This is a genomic window from Anaeromyxobacter sp. SG17 (assembly GCF_022690695.1).
Classification (GTDB): Bacteria; Myxococcota; Myxococcia; order Myxococcales; family Anaeromyxobacteraceae; genus Anaeromyxobacter; species Anaeromyxobacter soli.
On record NZ_JALCYX010000011.1, the window covers coordinates 37,043 to 54,646 of the forward strand.

Sequence of the window (17,604 nt, forward strand, 5' to 3'; positions counted from 1 at the left end):
CGCGCCGTGCCTGCCGGGGCAGCACAGCAGAATCGCGGCTCCTCCGGAGCGCTCGAACGGGGGTCGCGACGTTTGGCGCATCGCGTCGGGCCGATTCCGGGGAGGTTCTCGCGCGGGAGGACCTGGCGCCCGGCGGTCCGCCCGTTAATCGAGAGGCGCCGCGCGTGGCCCGTGCGCCCTACCGGCGAGGGGGCTGCAGTCGCAACGTTTCCACGGGAGCGAGACCATGACCCCCAGCGAGCGCGCCATCGCGAGCCTCCCGCCGCACCTGCGCCGGTTCGTCGTCTCGCAGGAGTACGACGCGTACACGCCGCGGGACCACGCCGTCTGGCGCCACGTCCTGCGCCGGCTCACGGCCCACCTCCGCGAGCGCGCCCACCCGCGCTACCTCGCGGGGCTCGACGCCACCGGCATCGAGGTGGAGCGCATCCCCAGGCTCGACGAGATGAACGTGAAGCTCGAGCGGGTGGGCTGGTCGGCGGTGGCGGTGCGCGGGTTCATCCCGCCGGCGGTGTTCACCGAGCTCCAGAGCCGGCGCGTCCTCGCCATCGCCGCGGACGTCCGCACCCACGAGCACATCGAGTACACGCCGGCGCCGGACATCGTGCACGAGAGCGCCGGCCACGCCCCCTTCGTCGCGGACCCGACCTACGCCGAGTACCTGCAGCGCTGCGGCGAGGTGGGCTTCCGCGCGATCGCCTCGGTCGAGGACCAGGCGGTGTTCGAGGCGATCCGGAACCTCTCCGTCGTGAAGGAGGACCCGACGGCGGGGCCGGAGGAGGTCGCCCTCGCCGAGCGGCGGCTGGCGGAGGCCGCGGCGAGCGTCCGCTACGTGTCCGAGTCCACGCGGGCGAGCCGCCTGTACTGGTGGACCGCCGAGTACGGGCTCGTCGGGGCGCTCGACGCCCCGCGGCTCTACGGCGCCGGCCTCCTCTCCTCGATCGGCGAGGCCGTCCACTGTCTCACGCCCGCGGTGAAGAAGGTCCCGCTCACGGCGGCGTGCGCCGACGTCGCCTACGACATCACGCGCATGCAGCCCCAGCTCTTCGTGGCGCGCGACTTCGACCAGCTCTTCGAGGTGCTCGACGAGTTCTCGAAGACGCTCTCGTGGCGGCGCGGCGGCGATCACGGCCTCGAGGAGGCGCGGCGCGCCCGCTCCGTGAACCACCTCGTCCTCTCCGGTGGGCGCGAGCTGTCGGGTCGGGTGGTGGGGCGCGTCGAGGCGCTCGCGAGGGTCGGGCCCGGCCTCCGCAGCGCGCTCGCGCGGCTCGACGGCCCGGTGCTCGTGTCGCGGGGCGGCATCGCGCAGGGGAAGCCCTGGCCCGGCGACGTCGTGGTCGCCTTCGGGCGCGCGGAGCTCCCGGAGCGCGGGGCGTTCGGCGTGACCTTCCCCTCCGGCCTCTCGCTCCAGGGGTTCGCGGTCGGCGGCGGCGAGGTGGTGAACCTGCGCGGCGCGATCGCGGGGCGGCCGCTCGACCTGCCCTCGTGGTCGCTCCTCTTCGTCTCGGAGGACCTCAGCTCGGTCGCGGGCGGCCCCGCGGATCCGGGCACGTGGGACCGCTGGTTCGGCGAGCTGGCGTCGTTCACCGAGGGAGAGGGCGAGGCGCGGGCGCGCGCGCGGAAGGCCGAGGCGCTCCCTGCGCCGCTCGCCGCGCTCTACGCCGAGGTGCGGCGCCTGCGGGAGGCGGGCGCGCCGTCACGCGAGCGGCTCGCGGAGATCCGCGAGGCCGCGGCGGCGTTCACGGAGGACTGGCTCCTGCGCGCGGAGGTGGACGAGCTCCTCGGCGTGCCCGCGCCCGCTTGAGCGGGGGAGCGCTCAGGAGACGTGGTGCGTGCCGGTGCGGTGCCAGCGCGCGACCCCCGGCTCGCCGGGGCGGCGCCGCGCCAGGTGCACGGCGAGCTTCGAGTCGTTCACGCGGATGTGGAAGCGCAGCCACTCCGGGAGGCGCGTGCCGAGCCAGACCGCGACGAGGGGCGTCGGGCCCTTCTCGCGGAGCTCGTCGCGCATGCTCGCGAAGTCCGCCATGAACAGCTCGTGCGCGGCCCGGTGGCGGGAGCGATCCGGGTAGAGCGTCTCGTCCATGAGCCGCTCCTCCGATGCGAGGTTCTCCACGATGGCGTCGGCGAGCCGGCTCACGGCGCGCTCGGCGCCCTCGCGCGTGCCGGCGAGCGATCGCGCGGCGTCCTCCAGCCGGCGGAAGATCTCGACGTGCTCCTCGTCGAGCTGGGTGTGGTTCACCGTGAGCTCTGGCGTCCAGTCCGCGGACATGATCGCCTCCGGTGGACCGACGATCTCGCGCCGCGCGGCGACGGACAAGTACCGCGAGCGCCTCACCCGTGAGTGCGGGACCGGCGCCTCGCCGCTCCGCCGGCGCCTCCGGGATTCACCCGATGACCGAGCGGGACGGATCCCCGTTCGAGGCGCGCGGTCGCACGCGATCGGGCGGTGTGGCCGGCGATCGCGTCGCTCACCGGCCCTCCGCCCGGATCCCGGCCGCGTCCCGGCAGCTCTGCTCCTCGCCGAGCGCGCACGACTCCTCGAGGTAGGCGAGGCCGCGGGCGGCGTCCGCCGGACGGCCGTCGCCGGTGGCGTGGCGGTAACCGAGCATCCGCGCGACGCGGGCAGCGGAGCGGCGGACGTCGTCGCGGAGCGGCGCGCCCGCCGAGGTCGCGAGCTCTCGCAGCGCCTGCAGCGCCCCCTCGAGATCTCCCTCGTGCGCCCGGACGAGCGCGCGGAAGTAGGCGAGCGTGGGCGAGCGCTGGCCGCGTGCCTCCGCGATCGAGAGGAGGCGGCGCGCCTCGGCGCCGTCCTCGCGCCCGAGCGCCGCGTGGACCTCGCGCTCGAGCTCCTCGGCCTGGAACTGGGTGGTCCCGGATCGTGGCCAGACGGCGAGGAGCACCAGCGCCACGAGGGCGAGGCCGAGCGCCGGCCACGGCCAGGCGCCGCTCGAGGCGGGCCGCGTGAGGAGCCACGCGGCCGCGACCCCGGCGGCGAGCCCGCCGGCGTGAGCGAAGTCGTCCGCCGGGAGGCGTCCCGGGTAGAGCCGCGAGGCGACGAAGCCGAGCGCGAGCGCGCCCAGGACGAGCACGACGTGCGGCGCGGCGAGGAAGCGCCGCACGCTCCCTGCCCGGCGCAGCTCCAGCACGAGCAGGGCGCCGACCATCCCGAACACCCCGCCGGAAGCGCCCGCCACGACCGCGTCGTGGCCGAGGAGCGAAGCGGCCGAGGCGGCGACGAGGCTCGCGAGATAGAGGGCGAGGAAGCGCACCCGCCCGAGCCGCCGCTCGACGATGGGACCGGCGAGGAGGAGCGCGCCCAGGTTCATGGCGAGGTGCTGCCAGCCGCCGTGCAGGAACCCGGCGGTCACGAGCCGCCACGCCTCGCCCGCCCACACGCGGCTCCGCTCCAGCGCGCCGAGGCGGACGAGCAGCGCGGGGTCGCTCGGGTCGCCGCGCGACAGGACGAGCGCGAAGAGGGCGGCATTCACCGCCGCGAGCGCCCAGGTGACGGCTGGCGCGGTGCGCGTACGAGGAGGCGGGGGAGGGGAGGCGAAGCCGTGCATCGGCGACGAGCATAGCGGGCGCCGCCGTGCGTGCACATCGCACAGGGGTAGGCGCGACCCTTCGGCGCGCCCGCGTGGAAGGCCGAGCTGCACCTCCAGTGATCTCGGCGCGTTGACTCGTCGTGCAATGCGAGCTGTGCGCCGGTGTGCGTTTGCGCCCCTGGTCGAGCGTCAGACGAGTGCCGCGCACCGGGAGTGACTGGAACCCAGGGTGATCCAACCGGTTGCGATGAAGATCGAATCCGGCGTTGACATCGAGTGAAATGAGCGCGCAGTCTATTCCCCGACGGCACGACAATAGCGACCTCGTCGAAAGGCGAGCAGGCAAAAGCCCGGACCCACGCGGTCCCAGGGCCGACCGAATGCCGGTGAGTGCGTGATCGCGCACCCCCGGATGCGATTTCAGGGGTGGGCATGGTTCGCGCAACGCGTGGGTACCTGATCGTCCTCGGCGGCATCGTCGCCGCGGCGTGCAGCGGCGGCTCGACGCGCGAGTCCGTGCCGTACACCGCGACGGCGGCGCTCGGCGCCTACGAGGACGGGTCGGGGCGTCTCGGCCTCGCGGTGCTCACCACGATCCGGAGCGACACGGGCGCGGGGCCGGAATCGGACTGGCTGCTCGAGCTCGGGCGCGACGGTGCGGCGCTCGGGAGGCCCGCCGCGTACGCAGCCGGCGCCGGCTACGCGGTCTCCCTCTGGCCGGACGTCGCGCCGGTCGAAGGTGCGGCCTTCCAGATCGTCGCATCCAGCGGCGGGCAGACGCTGGCGACGGCCGCGACGCTGGCTGACGCGATCCCGCTCGCGGTGCCCGGCGCCGCGCTCTCTCTCGACGGGACGCGCCTGGAGTGGGGCGACGTCGCCGGCGCGGAGGCGTACGCGTGCGTCCTGACCGCGAACGGGGCGATCCAGGAGCAGCAGGTCTCGGCGGCTGCCGGCTGCGACGTCTCGGCGCTCCCCGACGGCTCTTACCTCGCGTCGATCCAGGCGCTCGGCGCCGATCCGACGGCGCTGGCGCCTGGAGTCGCTCCAGCGATGCCGCGGAGCTTCCGCGTCTCGCAGGCACGGCTGGGGTTGCTCCTGCGTGCCTCTGGAGCGCCGCTCGTGCTTCGCGCCGCCGGCGGGCGCATCGACTACGGCCTCGTCCCCGGGCTGGCGATCTGGGTCGGTCTCTCGGCGCCGGACGAAGCGCCGGACGGGGGCGTCTGGTCGATCACCGTGACCGGTCCCGACCTGCCGGAGTCGGATCCCCTGCGCTTCGAGCTGCCGGTCAACTTCACGAAGCGGCTGGTCTGGGCCTACGGCCTGCCGCCGACCCCCGGGCTCTACACGCTGGTCGCGAGCGACGGGGTCGAGTCGATCACGACGCAGTTCGCCATCGCGCCGCCGCTCCCGCTGCCGCTCCCCGAGGGCGTGTCCGCCAGCGGCGACGTGAAGGGCGGCGCCCACGTGACCTGGGCCCGCGTCCCGGGCGCCCAGAGCTACTTCGCTTCCGTGTGGCTCGGGAGCTCCTACGTCGCCGGGCAGTGGGTGACGGGCACGTCCGCGGATTTCCTGGCCGGCACGTTCACCTCGGGGCTCACCTACGAGGTCTACGTCGCGGCGGCCGACTTCGACGTCACGGCGGGTCCTCCGCCGACGCGCGTCTCCGCATCCGAGAACAGCTACACCCCGGCGCGCTTCGCCGCGCCGTGAATCGGGGGCATGGAAGCATGGTCCGCACGAATCGAAATCTCCCGGCCGCGTGCCTCATCGCCCTCGCCGCCTTCGCCGGCTGCAGCCGGTCGTCAGCCCCGGAGCACATCGTCGGTCCGACGATGCGCCTGTCGCCCGTCAGCGTGCAGGGCGGCGCGGGGACCGATCTCTTCGCCGTCGCGGACCGGGACACGACGACGGGGACGCCCGTCAGCGGGCTGCTCGACGTCGTGGTGCGCTTCGACCACGCCGTCGAGATCCGGGCCGTGAAGGTGCGCGGCGACGGCCTCTCCGTAGCCGTCCCGGGGCAGGGCGAGCTCCCGCTCACGGGCAGCTGGGGGGCGATCTCGTTCCCCGCGCCCGTCGTGGCCAAGGAGCTGACCGTTCGCGTGAGCGGCGCGGGGACCGCGGCGATCCTCCAGGAGCTCGAGGTCTGGGGCGCCGGTCGGAAGCGCTCGCCGCGGAGCGTCGCGGCGATGGCGGAGGCGACCCGCGCCGACGCGACCGCCTTCGAGGACGTGCGCGTCCTCGGCGCCACGCCTGCCGCGGCGACGCTCGATCCCACCGAGAGCAACGGCGGCGCCCGGTGCCTGAAGGCCACCTTCCCCAGGGTCGAGGTGGCCGGCGCACGGCGGGCGTACCTCGCCTACGAGGCAAACGTCCCGCGCGCCTTCGCGCTCGAGCGGATCCTCGACGGCGACGCGGTGACGGGCGGATTCTGGGTGGGGAACGTCGCGACGCCGAGGACGCTCGTCGACGAGCTCGACCCGGAGCGGCTGGGGACGGCGAGCGGGGTCACCCTCTGCGTGCCACCCGACGCGACGGGGAAGGTGCAGGTGGCGGGGCTCCGCCTGCTCGTGGTGTCGGACGACGGGCTCGATGTCTTCGATCGAGAGACGCACCTGAAGCAGGCGGACGCGGTGGACGGTGAGGCGACGCCGTCGCCGGTCTCCGGGACCGTGGAGCTCACGCTGGATCGTCCGATCGCGCTCGACGACGGCTCCGTCCGGCTCGGATCGGCGCCGTTGACGCTCGCGGCGCTCGAGCTGCGGGACGCGAGCGGCTGGGATCGGGTGCCGGACGTGGAGCTCGCGACGGAGTCGAGCACGCTGCCCGTGGCGGGGCGCGAGGCGAGCGCGCTGCGGCTCGTCTTCCCGTCGTCCGCGCGCGCCGACGTGCCGGCGGCCAGCGTGGCGGAGATCTCGGTGGCGGGCAGCGGCGTCGGTCCGAGGGTCGGCGCCGCCCGCATCGTCCTGACCGCGCCCCACCTCACGTTCGAGGGGGGACGCGAGGTGGGTGAGCGCTTCGGCGATCGCGCGTGGATCGCCGGCTGGGCGGAGTCGCCCGCCGGCGTCGGGCGCGTGGAGATCGGGGGCGCGGAGGTGGGCGTCGCGGGAGTGTTCGGGGTCGCGCTCGACCGCCCCGCGGCGGCACCGACCCCGTGGACGGTGGACGTCAAGGCCACGTTCCCCGACGGGACGACGGTGGTGCGCACGGTGGTCCTCGAGCGGGACGGCGCCGCGGAGCTGCTGACCGGCGCCTCGGGGAGCGCGGCGCTGCTCTCCGATGCCGCGCGCTTCGGGCAGGAGAACCAGACCGGCTGGGGTACCATCGATCCCGACGCCGGAGGGAAGGTGATGCTCGGGACCGACGTCACCTTCGAGGCGGGGCCGGGCGCCGTCGGAAAGCGTACGAACGTAGGCATCACGCGGAAGGGGCCCGAGTTCATCCCGCCGCTCGACGCGGGGATGGTGAACGTGACGGCGCCGGCCAACGGCGCGTACCGGTTCCTGCCGAAGGGGCAGAAGTTCGCGAAGCCCGTGCGCGTCGGGCTCCCCTACGACCCGTCGCTCCTCCCGGAGGGGATCGCCCCCGAGGAGATCCAGACGTGGTTCTACGACGAGGCGGCCGAGCAGTGGACGGCGCTCCCGCGCGCCGAGCTGCAGCGCTCGACGAACCGCGTCGTCAGCGAGACGACGCACTTCACGTTCATGATCAACGCTGTGCTCGTGCTCCCCGAGCACCCGGGGCCGTCGTCGTTCAACCCGAACTCCATCAAGGATCTGAAGGCCTCGGATCCGTCGGCCGCGATCGACCTCATCGCGCCCCCCGGCGTCAACAACCTGGGGACCGCCCAGCTCGCGTTCCCGATCCGCCTGCCGGCGGGTCGCGGCGGCTACCAGCCGGAGCTGCGCCTCGCGTACGACTCCGGCGGGTCCAACGGCTGGCTCGGCGTCGGCTGGGAGCTCCCGTCGTCGAGCGTCCAGATCGACACGCGCTTCGGGGCGCCGGAGTACGGCGCCAGCGAGCCCCGCTACCTCCTCGACGGCGAGCAGCTCGTGCCGACGAGCGAGTCGCCGAGGTGCGAGGACGGCTCGGCGGGGACGCGCTATCGCGCCCGGGTGGAGAAGAGCTTCCGCAGGATCCTCCGCTGCGGGACCGGCCCGACCGACCACTGGTTCCAGGTCCAGGACAAGCAGGGGAACCTGTACGTCTACGGCAGGAGCGGCGCGGCGCGCCTCACCAGCTACGAGGGGCTGGCCAACATCGGCGCGTGGTACCTGGAGCGTGTCGTCGACACCAACGGGAACCTGACGCAGTTCGTCTACGACACGGACGCGAAGGCGCGTCCCACCGTCCGGCACCCGCAGCAGACGGCGGCCACGCACGAGGAGGACTTCCGGCAGCTCTACCTGAGCAGCATCCAGTACACGGGGCGCGCGTACGACGGGGCGCGGGATCCCTTCGGGACGGCGGAGATCGGCCACTACCACGTCGAGCTGCGGAGCGAGCAGGACACGCGCGGCCGTTACCTCGATCGTCCCGACGAGATCACCTCGGGCCGGCTCGGCTTCAAGACGGTGCTCCGGGCCGCCTCAAGTCGATCCTCGTCCAGCTCGACCGGGACGGCAGGACCGACACCATCCGGGAGTACCGGTTCTCCTACGAGCGGAAGGCGGAGAGCTTCTGGAAGTCGCGCCTGACGAAGGTCGAGGTCTTCGGAGCGGGAGAGGGGACCGCGCGGAAGCTCTTCCACACCCACGCGTTCTCCTGGTTCGACGCCGACTACAGGAACTCCTTCGCTGCGCCCGTCGCCTGGAGCTTCAAGGAGGCGCCGGACGACCTCTCGCTCTCGCACGCCGAGGAGAGCGGCTGGTCGATCCACGGCTACGGAGGGATCGGCTTCACCTACGACAAGATCACCGGCACCGTCGGCGCCCGCGTCGGCCGCACGCAGCACCGGTCGGTGACGAACAGCCTCTTGCTCGACGTGAACGGCGACGGGCTGCCGGACCGCGTCACGGGCCGAGGCGGAAGCTACGACGTCCGGTTCAACAGCGGCTCTCTCGTCTCCGGGTCGCGCGAGCTGCGGCGCGCGCTGCCGGCCGGGGATCCGGGCGACGGCGAGGTGGCGTCCGTGCCGCTCCCGACCCTGGGCAAGGAGGAGGGCAAGGGGTGGAACACGGCGGGGCAGGCGTCGTACGGCCCGGTCTCGGTCAACGCCGGCTACTCGCACTTCTCGTCCAAGACGACGGAGTTCCTGGGAGACGCCGACGGGGACGGTCTCGTGGACGTCGTGCAGGAGTCCGGTGTCCTCCTGAACCAGCACCGATCGGGCACCGCGAAGGCGTTCGCCTTCGCGCCGATGGTCACCGGCACGAGCCTGGCGTCGACGCCCACCGGCGCCAACCCGGACCAGGAGGCGCTCGAGCAGAGCATCCGCGAGCAGCTCAAGCCCTCCGACGCCGTCCTGGAGTGGATCGCGCCGTTCACGGGACGCGTCGACGTCGCCGGGAACCTCTTCTTCGTCGATCACGCCCAGCCTTCCCCCCTCCCGGCGGAGCGGGACGGAGTCCGCATCCAGGCGTTCGTCTGGGACGGAAGCCGCGATCACGCTGCGGTGAAGGTCTTCGAGCGCGTGAAGACGCTCGCGGACGCGGGCGTGCCGACCCCGGTGGGCATCGCGAACCTGGACGTGTTCCCCGGGTTGCGCGTCTTCTTCGTGCTCTCGACGCTCGCGGACTTCCCCGTGGATCGGGCCGTTCCGTCGCCCCTCGAGGACGTCCACTTCTCGCCGACGATCTCCTACTCGCACCTGGGCCCGTGCAGTGTCGGGGCGTGCCGTCCCCTGAGCGACGAGGAGCAGGGCCGCGTCGACCCGAGCGGCGCCGCGACGTTCCAGTTCGACCAGGCCAGTGACTTCAGGATCGCCGGCCAGCCCGCGCCTTCCGTCGCGATCCCGGCCACCGGGGCCCTCCGGATCGAGACCTCGCTCGTGAAGAAGGAGTCGACCGACGACGTCCGCGTCTGCGTCCAGCGCTTCGCGCAGAAGGCCGAGGTGAAGGACCTCCGCTGCGAGGAGAAGGACGGGGGGTTCGACACCCTCATCGACGAGATCCTGCCCGCGGACGCCGTCGGGAAGTGGGACCTGGCGGCCACCGCCTCGGTCCTCGCCGGCGAGAAGCTGGTGTTCCGGATCCAGACGGACCTGCCCGTCGATCCGGCGGTCGTCGACTGGACGATCGGCGGCCGGATGGAGACGGCCGGCGGCCTGGGACCGAACGGCTGCGAGGCGCCGCCGCCCGAGCTCGCCGAGGCGATGTCGTTCACGGGCGACGCCTGGTTCCCGGTGCACAACGCGATCTCGCCGCGCTGGTACCTCCTCCCGAACGCCGACGTCTCGGCGGCGCCCGACGATCGCCCGATCGAGCCGTGGGTGGCGCCGGAGCCCGGCACCATCCGGGTCTTCGTCAACCCGAAGTACCCGGATCCGCGAGATCCACGCGGGTACATCCCGGCGCTCCGGGTCGGAGACCACGCGTCCGACGCGCTCTACGTCGCGGCTCGAACGGCGAAGTCCCTGATCGTGAAGCGGCGCTTCGACCAGCTCTACGGCTCGCCGTACGAGTCCATCATCCAGGAGCTGCACGTCGACGCCGGAGAGCGGGTCTTCTTCGAGATCTTCTCCGACGCCCAGTTCGACGCGACGTGGACGCCGGTCGTCACGTTCGTGCGGGACGCGACGGGCCTGTCGTCGACCGAGAGCGTGAAGGTCAACGAGCGGTACTCATCGTACCGGAGCGGCTCGAACACCTACGCGGTCCGCTCGCGCTTCGGCGGCGGCCATCACCTCTTCCACTACGGCACCTGGCGCGCCGCGAACGACCAGGACCTCGATCCCCGGCGGCTCTACAAGAAGGTGGACGCCTACGAGCAGGGGGAAGTGGACGTCGAGCACCAGGACCCGGACGTGAAGGACACGACCGAGGTCGCGTCGCCCCTCGTGCCGAGGCGGCTCGGGACCTGGGTCTCGCAGGCGGAGCCGGGGCTCGCGCCGCGCGTCCCGTCCTTCGTGAGCAGGGAGGGGACCACCTTCATCTCGGCGGGGATCTGGCACGCCTCCCGCGAAGGGGAGTTCGTCCAGCAGGGCGGCGGGGCGGGGGAGACCACCTCGCTCATGGCGATGTTCGCGCTGGGGCCGGCGCTCCGGCAGAGCGAAGGCGATTCCACGTCGCTCTCGGCGGGGGTTTCGGTGGGCCCGGTCGGCGTGAGCCTCAACGTGGCGACGGGCGCGAGCTATCAGAAGACGGACGTCCTCGACATGAACGGCGACCGCGTTGTCGACGTCGTCTCTCGCGCCGACGACGGAACGGCCGTTCGCGTGACCGACATCCGCGATCCGGGCAGGCCCGGCATCCAGAGGGGCACCGAGGGCTTCCGGCTGCGCGTGAGCAAGGACGGCTCGGCGAGCCTCGGGCTCGGCGTCTCCGACCCGTGGCGACGCATGTCCGACGACGGCGTCGTCAAGGCGCTCGTCGCCATGTACCCGTCCGTCGGCGGCGGCATCGGCGTCAACTTCAGCTCGACGGAGCGTGAGCTGGCCGACGTCAACGGCGACGGCCTTCCCGACGAGGTCTCCCGGGACGGCGGCTACTTCCTGGTCCGCCTGAACCTCGGCTCGCACTTCGCGGCGTCCGCGGACCGCATCCCGGTGGGCAGCTGGAGCGAGGGGAACCTCGACGAGCTCATCGGGAGCCTCAGGAGCGCCCTCCCGGACGAGATCGTGTCGCCGGAGCGGGTGCGCAAGACCACCTCGATCAGCCTCAACGCCAACGCCGGCTTCACGCTCTACGAGAACTACGGCGCCTCGGTGAACTGGGACTCGAGCGTCGCGGCGACCGGCATCTCGCTCGCGGACGTCAACGGCGACGGCCTGCCGGACTACGTCCGAAAGACCACCGGGACGAGCCACTTCACCGTCCGGCTGAACAACGGCTTCGGGTTCGACGACGAGGTGCAGCTCCCAGTGCAGCCGTGGCCGGCCTCGGTGACGAAGCCGTGGCTGCGCGACACCGGGCTCGCCGCCGGCGTCAACAAGGTGCTCCGGCTGGTGAACGGTGACACGCCCAGCGTGGACGCCGTCGAGGCGAGCGGGACGTACGGCGAGCTGCCGTCCATCGGCTTCGTCGTCTCCTGGGGTGTCGGGCCGCTGTCGCCCGCGATGACCCCCTGGCTCCACTTCTCCGTGGGGGGCGACAAGACCTTCAAGCGCGTCTCCGGCTTCGCGCTGGGGCTCCAGGACATGGACGGCGACGGCCTCGCCGATCACGTCCTCAAGGCGGAGAAGAACCCGGGCGGTGACAACGAGGCGGTCTGGGTCCGGCTCAACCAGCTGCGGAAGGGGAACCTGCTCAAGGCGGTCTCGCGGCCGCTCGGCGGGAGCTTCGAGCTCGACTACGCGCGCAAGGGGAACAGCGTCGCGATGCCGGAGAGCCGCTGGGTCCTGTCCAGCGTCGTCGTCCACGACGGGCGCGCGGACGGCACCCCCGGTCACGACCTCGCCACCTCGTTCGACTACGGCGACGGCCGCTACCACCGCTACGAGCGCGACTTCCTCGGGTTCGACGCGACGACCGAGACCCGCGGCGACGGAGCGAAGGTCGTGCGCACCTACTGGAACGACTCGGTCCTGAGGAAGGGCCTCGTCGTGACGGAGACGCTCTCGGACGTCTCGGGGCGGGTGCTGACCACGACGACCAACGCCTGGTCCGCGCCGTCACGCTTCGCGGACACCGAGGCGAGGCCCGCGCCGGCCGTCGACCCGTGCCGGGAGGCGGCGCCGTTCTTCCTGAGGCCGACGCTCGACGAGTGGTGCGGCTCGCACGTCATCACGCTCGACAGCGTCACGCAGGAGCTCCACGAGACGACCGGCGACCCCAACGCCAAGCTCGTCACCTACCAGAGCTACACGTACGACCGCTCGAACGGGAACGTGCTGACCTTCACCGACCTGGGTGACGCGGATCCCCTCGACACGGGCGACGACGTCCACGCGACGGTCAACTACGCCGACGACGAGGCGGCGAGGGCCTTCTACTCGATCGCGCGCCCGGAGCTGCTGCTGGTGAAGGCGCACGCGACCGACGCCGACGACGCCTTCCTCCGCAAGCGGATCGGCCACTACGACGCGAGGGGAAACCTCAAGGACCTCCAGTCCTTCGTCGACGCCACGAGGTACGTGCAGGTGGACCTGGCCTGGAACGCCGACGGAAAGCTGTTCGAGGTGCACCAGCCCAGGGTGAAGAGCGGCCGGTACTGGGTCCGCTATCTCTACGACACGAGCGGCGTGACCCGGAACTTCCCGACCCGCGTCGAGGACGCGCACGGGTACGCGTCCTCGGCCGTGTATGACGAGCGCTTCGGCGAGGTCGAGACGGCGACCGACCTCAACGGCAACCTCACGCGCCGCGTCCTCGACGCGAACGGCCGCATCTTCCAGGTGTTCGGGCCCTACGACAGCACGATCCCTGCGGTCCGCGTCGAGTACGCGCCGGACGCGAGCCCGGCGCGCGCGGCGACGCACAACCTGCTGCCGAGGAACGGCGGCTGGCTCGACACGTTCGTGTACACGGACGGGCTGGGGCGCACCCTCCAGACGCAGAAGACCGTGCTGGCCCACGGCAAGGGGCTGGGCGTGACCGCGTCGGGGCGCCAGCGCTTCGACGTCATGGGACGCGTCACGGAGCAGGGGATCCCCTACTTCATCGGCGGCCGGGACCCGGGGTTCCGCGAGGACGCGCCCGTCTACGAGACCACCACGACCTACGACGTGCTGGGCCGGAAGACCCGGACCGTCGAGCCGAACGGCGGCGTCTACGAGCTGACCTACGACCTCGCGCGCGCGGCGAAGGATCCCTTCCTTCGCCGGCGGGCCACGGTGGTTGACCCGCTCCGCAAGACGCGGGTCATGTACCGGCGCCTCGACGAAAAGATCTCCGCGGTGGAGGAGCACATCGACTCGCTCGTCCACACCACGCGGTATCAGTACGATCCCCTGGGCGACCTGCGCGCCGTGATCGACGCGAGGGGGAACGAGACGCGCGTCGAGTACGACCGGCTCGGCCGGCGGAGGCAGCTCGTCAGCCCCGACGCAGGGACGACGGACTTCGCCTACGACGACATGGGAAACCTCGTGTCGCGCCAGGACGGGAACCTCGTCCAGGCCGCCAAGGGTGGCAAGCTGCCCGCAGACCAGGCCTTCGTGTTCTACGAGTACGACCTCGACCAGCTCATCGCGGTCAACAAGCCCTTCGGCACCGACGTGAAGTACGAGTACGGGCCGCCGGGAGCTCCCGAGAACGGCGCGGGCAGGATCGTGCGGGTGGTCGACGACGCCGGCGCCGAGACGCGCGGCTACGGGAAGCTCGGAGAGGCGATCCGTTCCACTCGGACGGTGAAGCCGCTGAAGCCGAACGACTCGCCCCAGACCTTCGAGACGCGGTTCGAGTTCGACTCCTTCGGCCGGATGCTTCGGCTCTGGTATCCGGACGGCGAGGAGCTCACGTACACGTACGACGCCGCCGGGCTCGTGAACCACGCGGAGGGACACCGGCCCGCCACAAAGCACTGGGAGGAGGCCACCGAGGTCTACCTCACCACGCTCACCTACGACGAGTTCGGGGCGCGCCGCCACGCGGCCCTCGGGAACGGCGCGACGACGAACTGGACGTACGAGCCCGACACGCAGCGGCTGAAGCACGTGGACACCACGTCGCAGGGGCGCACGCTCCAGGCGCTGACGTACACGTACGACCTCGTGGGCAACGTGAAGACGCTCACGAACGCGCTGGGCGAGGCGACCGGCCGGCGCTCCGGGGCCGTCTCGTACACGTACGACTACGACGACCTCTACCGGCTCACCACCGCGACCGGGACCGCGCTGTCGCGTCCGGGCGTCGTCGACAGGTTCAAGACGGCCTACGAGTTCGGCGACGAGATTCACAACATGACGCGGCTCGAGCAGAGGCACTGGCTCACCACCGCGAACGACCCCGACGACGAGACGGCGCACCCGCCGCACACGAACCACGACTTCGACTACGCCTACGGCGATGCCGGGCCGCACCAGGCGACGAAGATCGGGGACCGTAACCTCGTCTACGACGCGAACGGCAACACGCTGCGCGAGTGCCGCGACCACGGCGACACGGCCTGCCAGGCGAACTCCGACAAGCTGCGCCGGTACTTCTGGGGGGAGGAGAACGAGCTGAACGCCGTCATCGACGGCGGCGGCTGGAACATCACGCGCTTCATCTACGACGCCGGCGGCCAGCGGATCGTGAAGCTGGGGCGCGGAGGCGAGTCGATCACGATCGGCCAGTTCTTCGCGCTGAAGGGGCGCAAGGCGGCGACGAAGCACGTCTTCGTCGGGGAGACGCGCGTCGCCTCGAAGCTGCTGCCGTCGCCGGGCTGGGAGCCGAGCTGGAGCGAGGGGACGGCGGTCTCCGGGCCGATCCTGGCCGGAACGGCGGAGACGATCAGCGGGTGCGATCCGAGCACCTACCAGCCGCAGAAGTGCCCGATCGATCCGGCGGCGAACCCCGTCATCGACCGCCGTCCGGACACGACGAAGATCAAGCCGGCGACCTACTACTACCACTCGGATCACCTCGGCTCGACGTCGTGGGTGACCGATCAGAACGGCCGCGTCCACGAGCACGTCGAGTACTTCCCGTACGGCGAGGTCTGGCGCGACGCACGGTACGACTCCGACGGCGACCCCGTGCATCGGCAGCAGTTCCTCTTCTCGTCCAAGGAAATGGATGAGGAGACGGGGCTCTACTACTTCGGCGCGCGGTACCTGGATCCGGTGAGGGCGAGGTGGGCGAGCAGTGATCCGATGCTGGCTTCCTATCTTCCTGGCCAAGAAGTTGGCGAATCCCTTCCTGGGCGTGGAGGGATCTTCAGAACGGAGAACCTGTCTCTCTACCTCTACGCCCACGCGAGTCCCGTTGTTCTCCAGGACCCTGACGGCAACGAGGTGCGCGTCGACTTTCATGAAGTGGCTCGGGGGTCTTTTCACTCGCTTGTTCGCATCACGCCGGAAAATCAGGCGCGGTGGGCGAACGATCCGCGTTTTCGCGATCCGGCGACAGGTCAGCCACTTCGAGACGAGCAGGGTCGTGTATTCATGACCCTCGGAGCTGGGCCCGTACCTGCGATCAACGGCAGTCTCGTGAGTGAGCACAATCGGACGCGGGACGCACGGCCTCATCAGGGCGGGATTGTGGTCCCGAATCCTGCGGACGTGAAGGCCGGGCCGCTCGGGCCAGGAGATCCAGTGGGCGAGGATCAGTTCATTGATAGACTCCTGACACTCGACGCCAACTACGCCGACGACCTGGATTACGACCTGTTTCCTGAGGCCAACCCGGCAAATAGAAGCATGTTCGTGGCCGATGATGGATTCAATTCGAACTCCTACGTCTCCGGCCTGCTGGAGGCGGCCGGCGTTGCGCCTCCGGTGCTGCCGGTAAGCACGCCGGGTTACGACCGCCCAGTCCCAAGGGCGTCGTTTGCGCCTAACGGAGCCGGTCAGGGAGGGGGAGCCCAGCCCGGTGTCCCCGTGCCGCAGGGGAGGGCAAGGTGACGATAGTGGCGTCAACGATCGGATTGATCAGTCGACGTATCGTGACGAGTTATGTCGCGTTCGGGCTGGTGTTGCAGTGGTTGGGCGATGCTCTGGGAACGCGGTATGACGATCGCGGGGTTCGCGGTCTTTTGAATGTCGTGTCCTTGTTGTTCAGCGCCGTGACGTGGGGCATCGGAGAAATAGCGCGCGCACTCAATGGTGGTCACTCGGCGCCAGGGCAACGCCTGTGGGTCCCGGTCGTGTCACTGGGTCTCGCGGTGGTGCTCGATCTAGGTATTGCGACCCTGAGAAGGAGAATGAGGCATCCCGACCGAGAGTAATGAGAGCCCGTCGTGGAGCGGTCATGGCATCGCGGTCGGGCAATTATCAGCCGCAACGCCACATTGACCGCGGGTCTAGCTGGCCAGAAACGGTGATCGAGTGAGCGACAACGAGACTCCTGCAGGACTCACCAGCTCCAGGCGACAGGTCGTGACCGCCGTCATCGCGGCGGTGATCGCCGGTGTCGCGGGCTATTTCATCGGCCACGCTGGCGGTGGCGGCAGCCCGCTCGACGGCCGCCCGTCGAGCGGCGCCGTCCTCGCGCGGTTCGACGGTGAGAAGGTGACCGCCGACGAGATCGAGGCGCTCGCCGGGCCGAAGGATGGTCCACTTCGCGCGCAGCTCACGGACCCTGCGGCGCGAAAGGAGTTCGTCGAGGGCTGGACGCGGACGCTCCTGCTCGCGCGTCGAGCCGAGGCGGAGGGCTTCCACCGCACGGGCGAGTTCGCGCGGAGCTACGCGCAGGAGCTGTCGAGCGCCTTCGTCGAGAAGAAGGTCGAGGAGTCAGCCGCCGGCCGGCCGTTGAGCGACGATGAGGTGCGGGCCTGGTTCGCGGAGCACGAGATGGAGCTTCAGCGGCCGGAGCGGGTCCGGCTCGCGGTCATCGCCTTCGAGGCTCCGGACGCCGCCGCGCGGGCGCGGAAGCTGGGCGCGGCCCAGGCCGCGCTGGCGGCGGCGCAGCAGCGCCCGCTCGACCCGCTCGCGTTCGGAAACCTCGCGCGGCTCCGCTCGGAGGACCCGCGCACCCGGGCGCTCAACGGCGAGCTGCCGCCGATGAGCCGCGAGGAGCTCACGTCGCTGTACGGGCCCGAGCTGTCCGCCGCCGCGTTCGAGCTGACCGAGGCCGGGGCGATCCTCCCGCGCGTGGTCGAGACGGCGAGCGCGCTGCACGTCGTGAAGCTCGTCGTCCGGGAGCGAGAGCAGCGGCCGTCGTTCGACGACCTGAAGGAGGTGCTCCGACAGCGGCTGACGTCGGAGCGGCGCTCCGGGGCGCGCAGGGAAGTCGTGGAAGCGGCGGTGAGGGACGCCGCGATGAAGGTCGACGAGAAGGCGATCGCCGGGATGTAGGCAGGCGGGCGCCGAGCGGCGCCATCG

General features: G+C 71.5%; 7 protein-coding genes. 5 read left to right on the forward strand and 2 right to left on the reverse strand.

Annotated elements, in window-relative coordinates:
* Positions 1–226: 226 nt before the first annotated feature.
* Positions 227–1,804, forward strand: a complete 1,578-nt coding sequence (locus MNY60_RS06960; protein ID WP_242337463.1) for an aromatic amino acid hydroxylase — start codon at positions 227–229, stop codon at positions 1,802–1,804.
* 12 nt (positions 1,805–1,816) lie between these two features.
* On the opposite strand, the gene MNY60_RS06965 is transcribed toward MNY60_RS06960, so the two are convergent.
* Together MNY60_RS06965 and MNY60_RS06970 are read right to left on the reverse strand one after the other, a co-directional pair.
* A complete protein-coding gene (locus MNY60_RS06965; protein WP_242337465.1) occupies positions 1,817–2,317 on the reverse strand; it encodes a bacteriohemerythrin in 501 nt (166 codons plus the stop codon).
* Positions 2,318–2,468: 151 nt separating this feature from the next.
* On the reverse strand, positions 2,469–3,563 hold the full coding sequence (locus MNY60_RS06970; protein ID WP_242337467.1) for a rhomboid family intramembrane serine protease: 1,095 nt from the start codon (positions 3,561–3,563) through the stop codon (positions 2,469–2,471).
* A gap of 414 nt (positions 3,564–3,977) precedes the next feature.
* Between MNY60_RS06970 and MNY60_RS06975 the strand changes: the two genes are divergently transcribed.
* The 4 genes from MNY60_RS06975 to MNY60_RS24185 all read left to right on the forward strand — a co-directional run bounded on the left by MNY60_RS06975 (position 3,978) and on the right by MNY60_RS24185 (position 17,577).
* Positions 3,978–5,255 (forward strand): hypothetical protein, encoded by a 1,278-nt coding sequence (locus tag MNY60_RS06975; RefSeq protein ID WP_242337469.1) that lies wholly within the window; start codon positions 3,978–3,980, stop codon positions 5,253–5,255.
* Between the two features lie 17 nt (positions 5,256–5,272).
* Complete coding sequence (locus MNY60_RS06980; protein ID WP_242360253.1) at positions 5,273–8,239, forward strand: SpvB/TcaC N-terminal domain-containing protein; 2,967 nt, start codon at positions 5,273–5,275, stop codon at positions 8,237–8,239.
* Positions 8,240–8,502: 263 nt separating this feature from the next.
* On the forward strand, positions 8,503–16,185 hold the full coding sequence (locus tag MNY60_RS24180; protein ID WP_242360254.1) for an RHS repeat domain-containing protein: 7,683 nt from the start codon (positions 8,503–8,505) through the stop codon (positions 16,183–16,185).
* Positions 16,186–16,659: 474 nt separating this feature from the next.
* Positions 16,660–17,577, forward strand: a complete 918-nt coding sequence (locus tag MNY60_RS24185) for a peptidyl-prolyl cis-trans isomerase (protein ID WP_242360255.1) — start codon at positions 16,660–16,662, stop codon at positions 17,575–17,577.
* The last annotated feature ends 27 nt before the right edge of the window (positions 17,578–17,604 follow it).

What these genes read in the sequence shown, in the direction of transcription:
- MNY60_RS06960 (WP_242337463.1), top strand. Translation starts at nt 227, where the DNA reads ATGACCCCCAGCGAGCGCGCCATCGCGAGCCTCCCGCCGCACCTGCGC.
- MNY60_RS06970 (WP_242337467.1), bottom strand. Translation starts at nt 3,563, where the DNA reads ATGCACGGCTTCGCCTCCCCTCCCCCGCCTCCTCGTACGCGCACCGCG.
- MNY60_RS06975 (WP_242337469.1), top strand. Translation starts at nt 3,978, where the DNA reads ATGGTTCGCGCAACGCGTGGGTACCTGATCGTCCTCGGCGGCATCGTC.
- MNY60_RS06980 (WP_242360253.1), top strand. Translation starts at nt 5,273, where the DNA reads ATGGTCCGCACGAATCGAAATCTCCCGGCCGCGTGCCTCATCGCCCTC.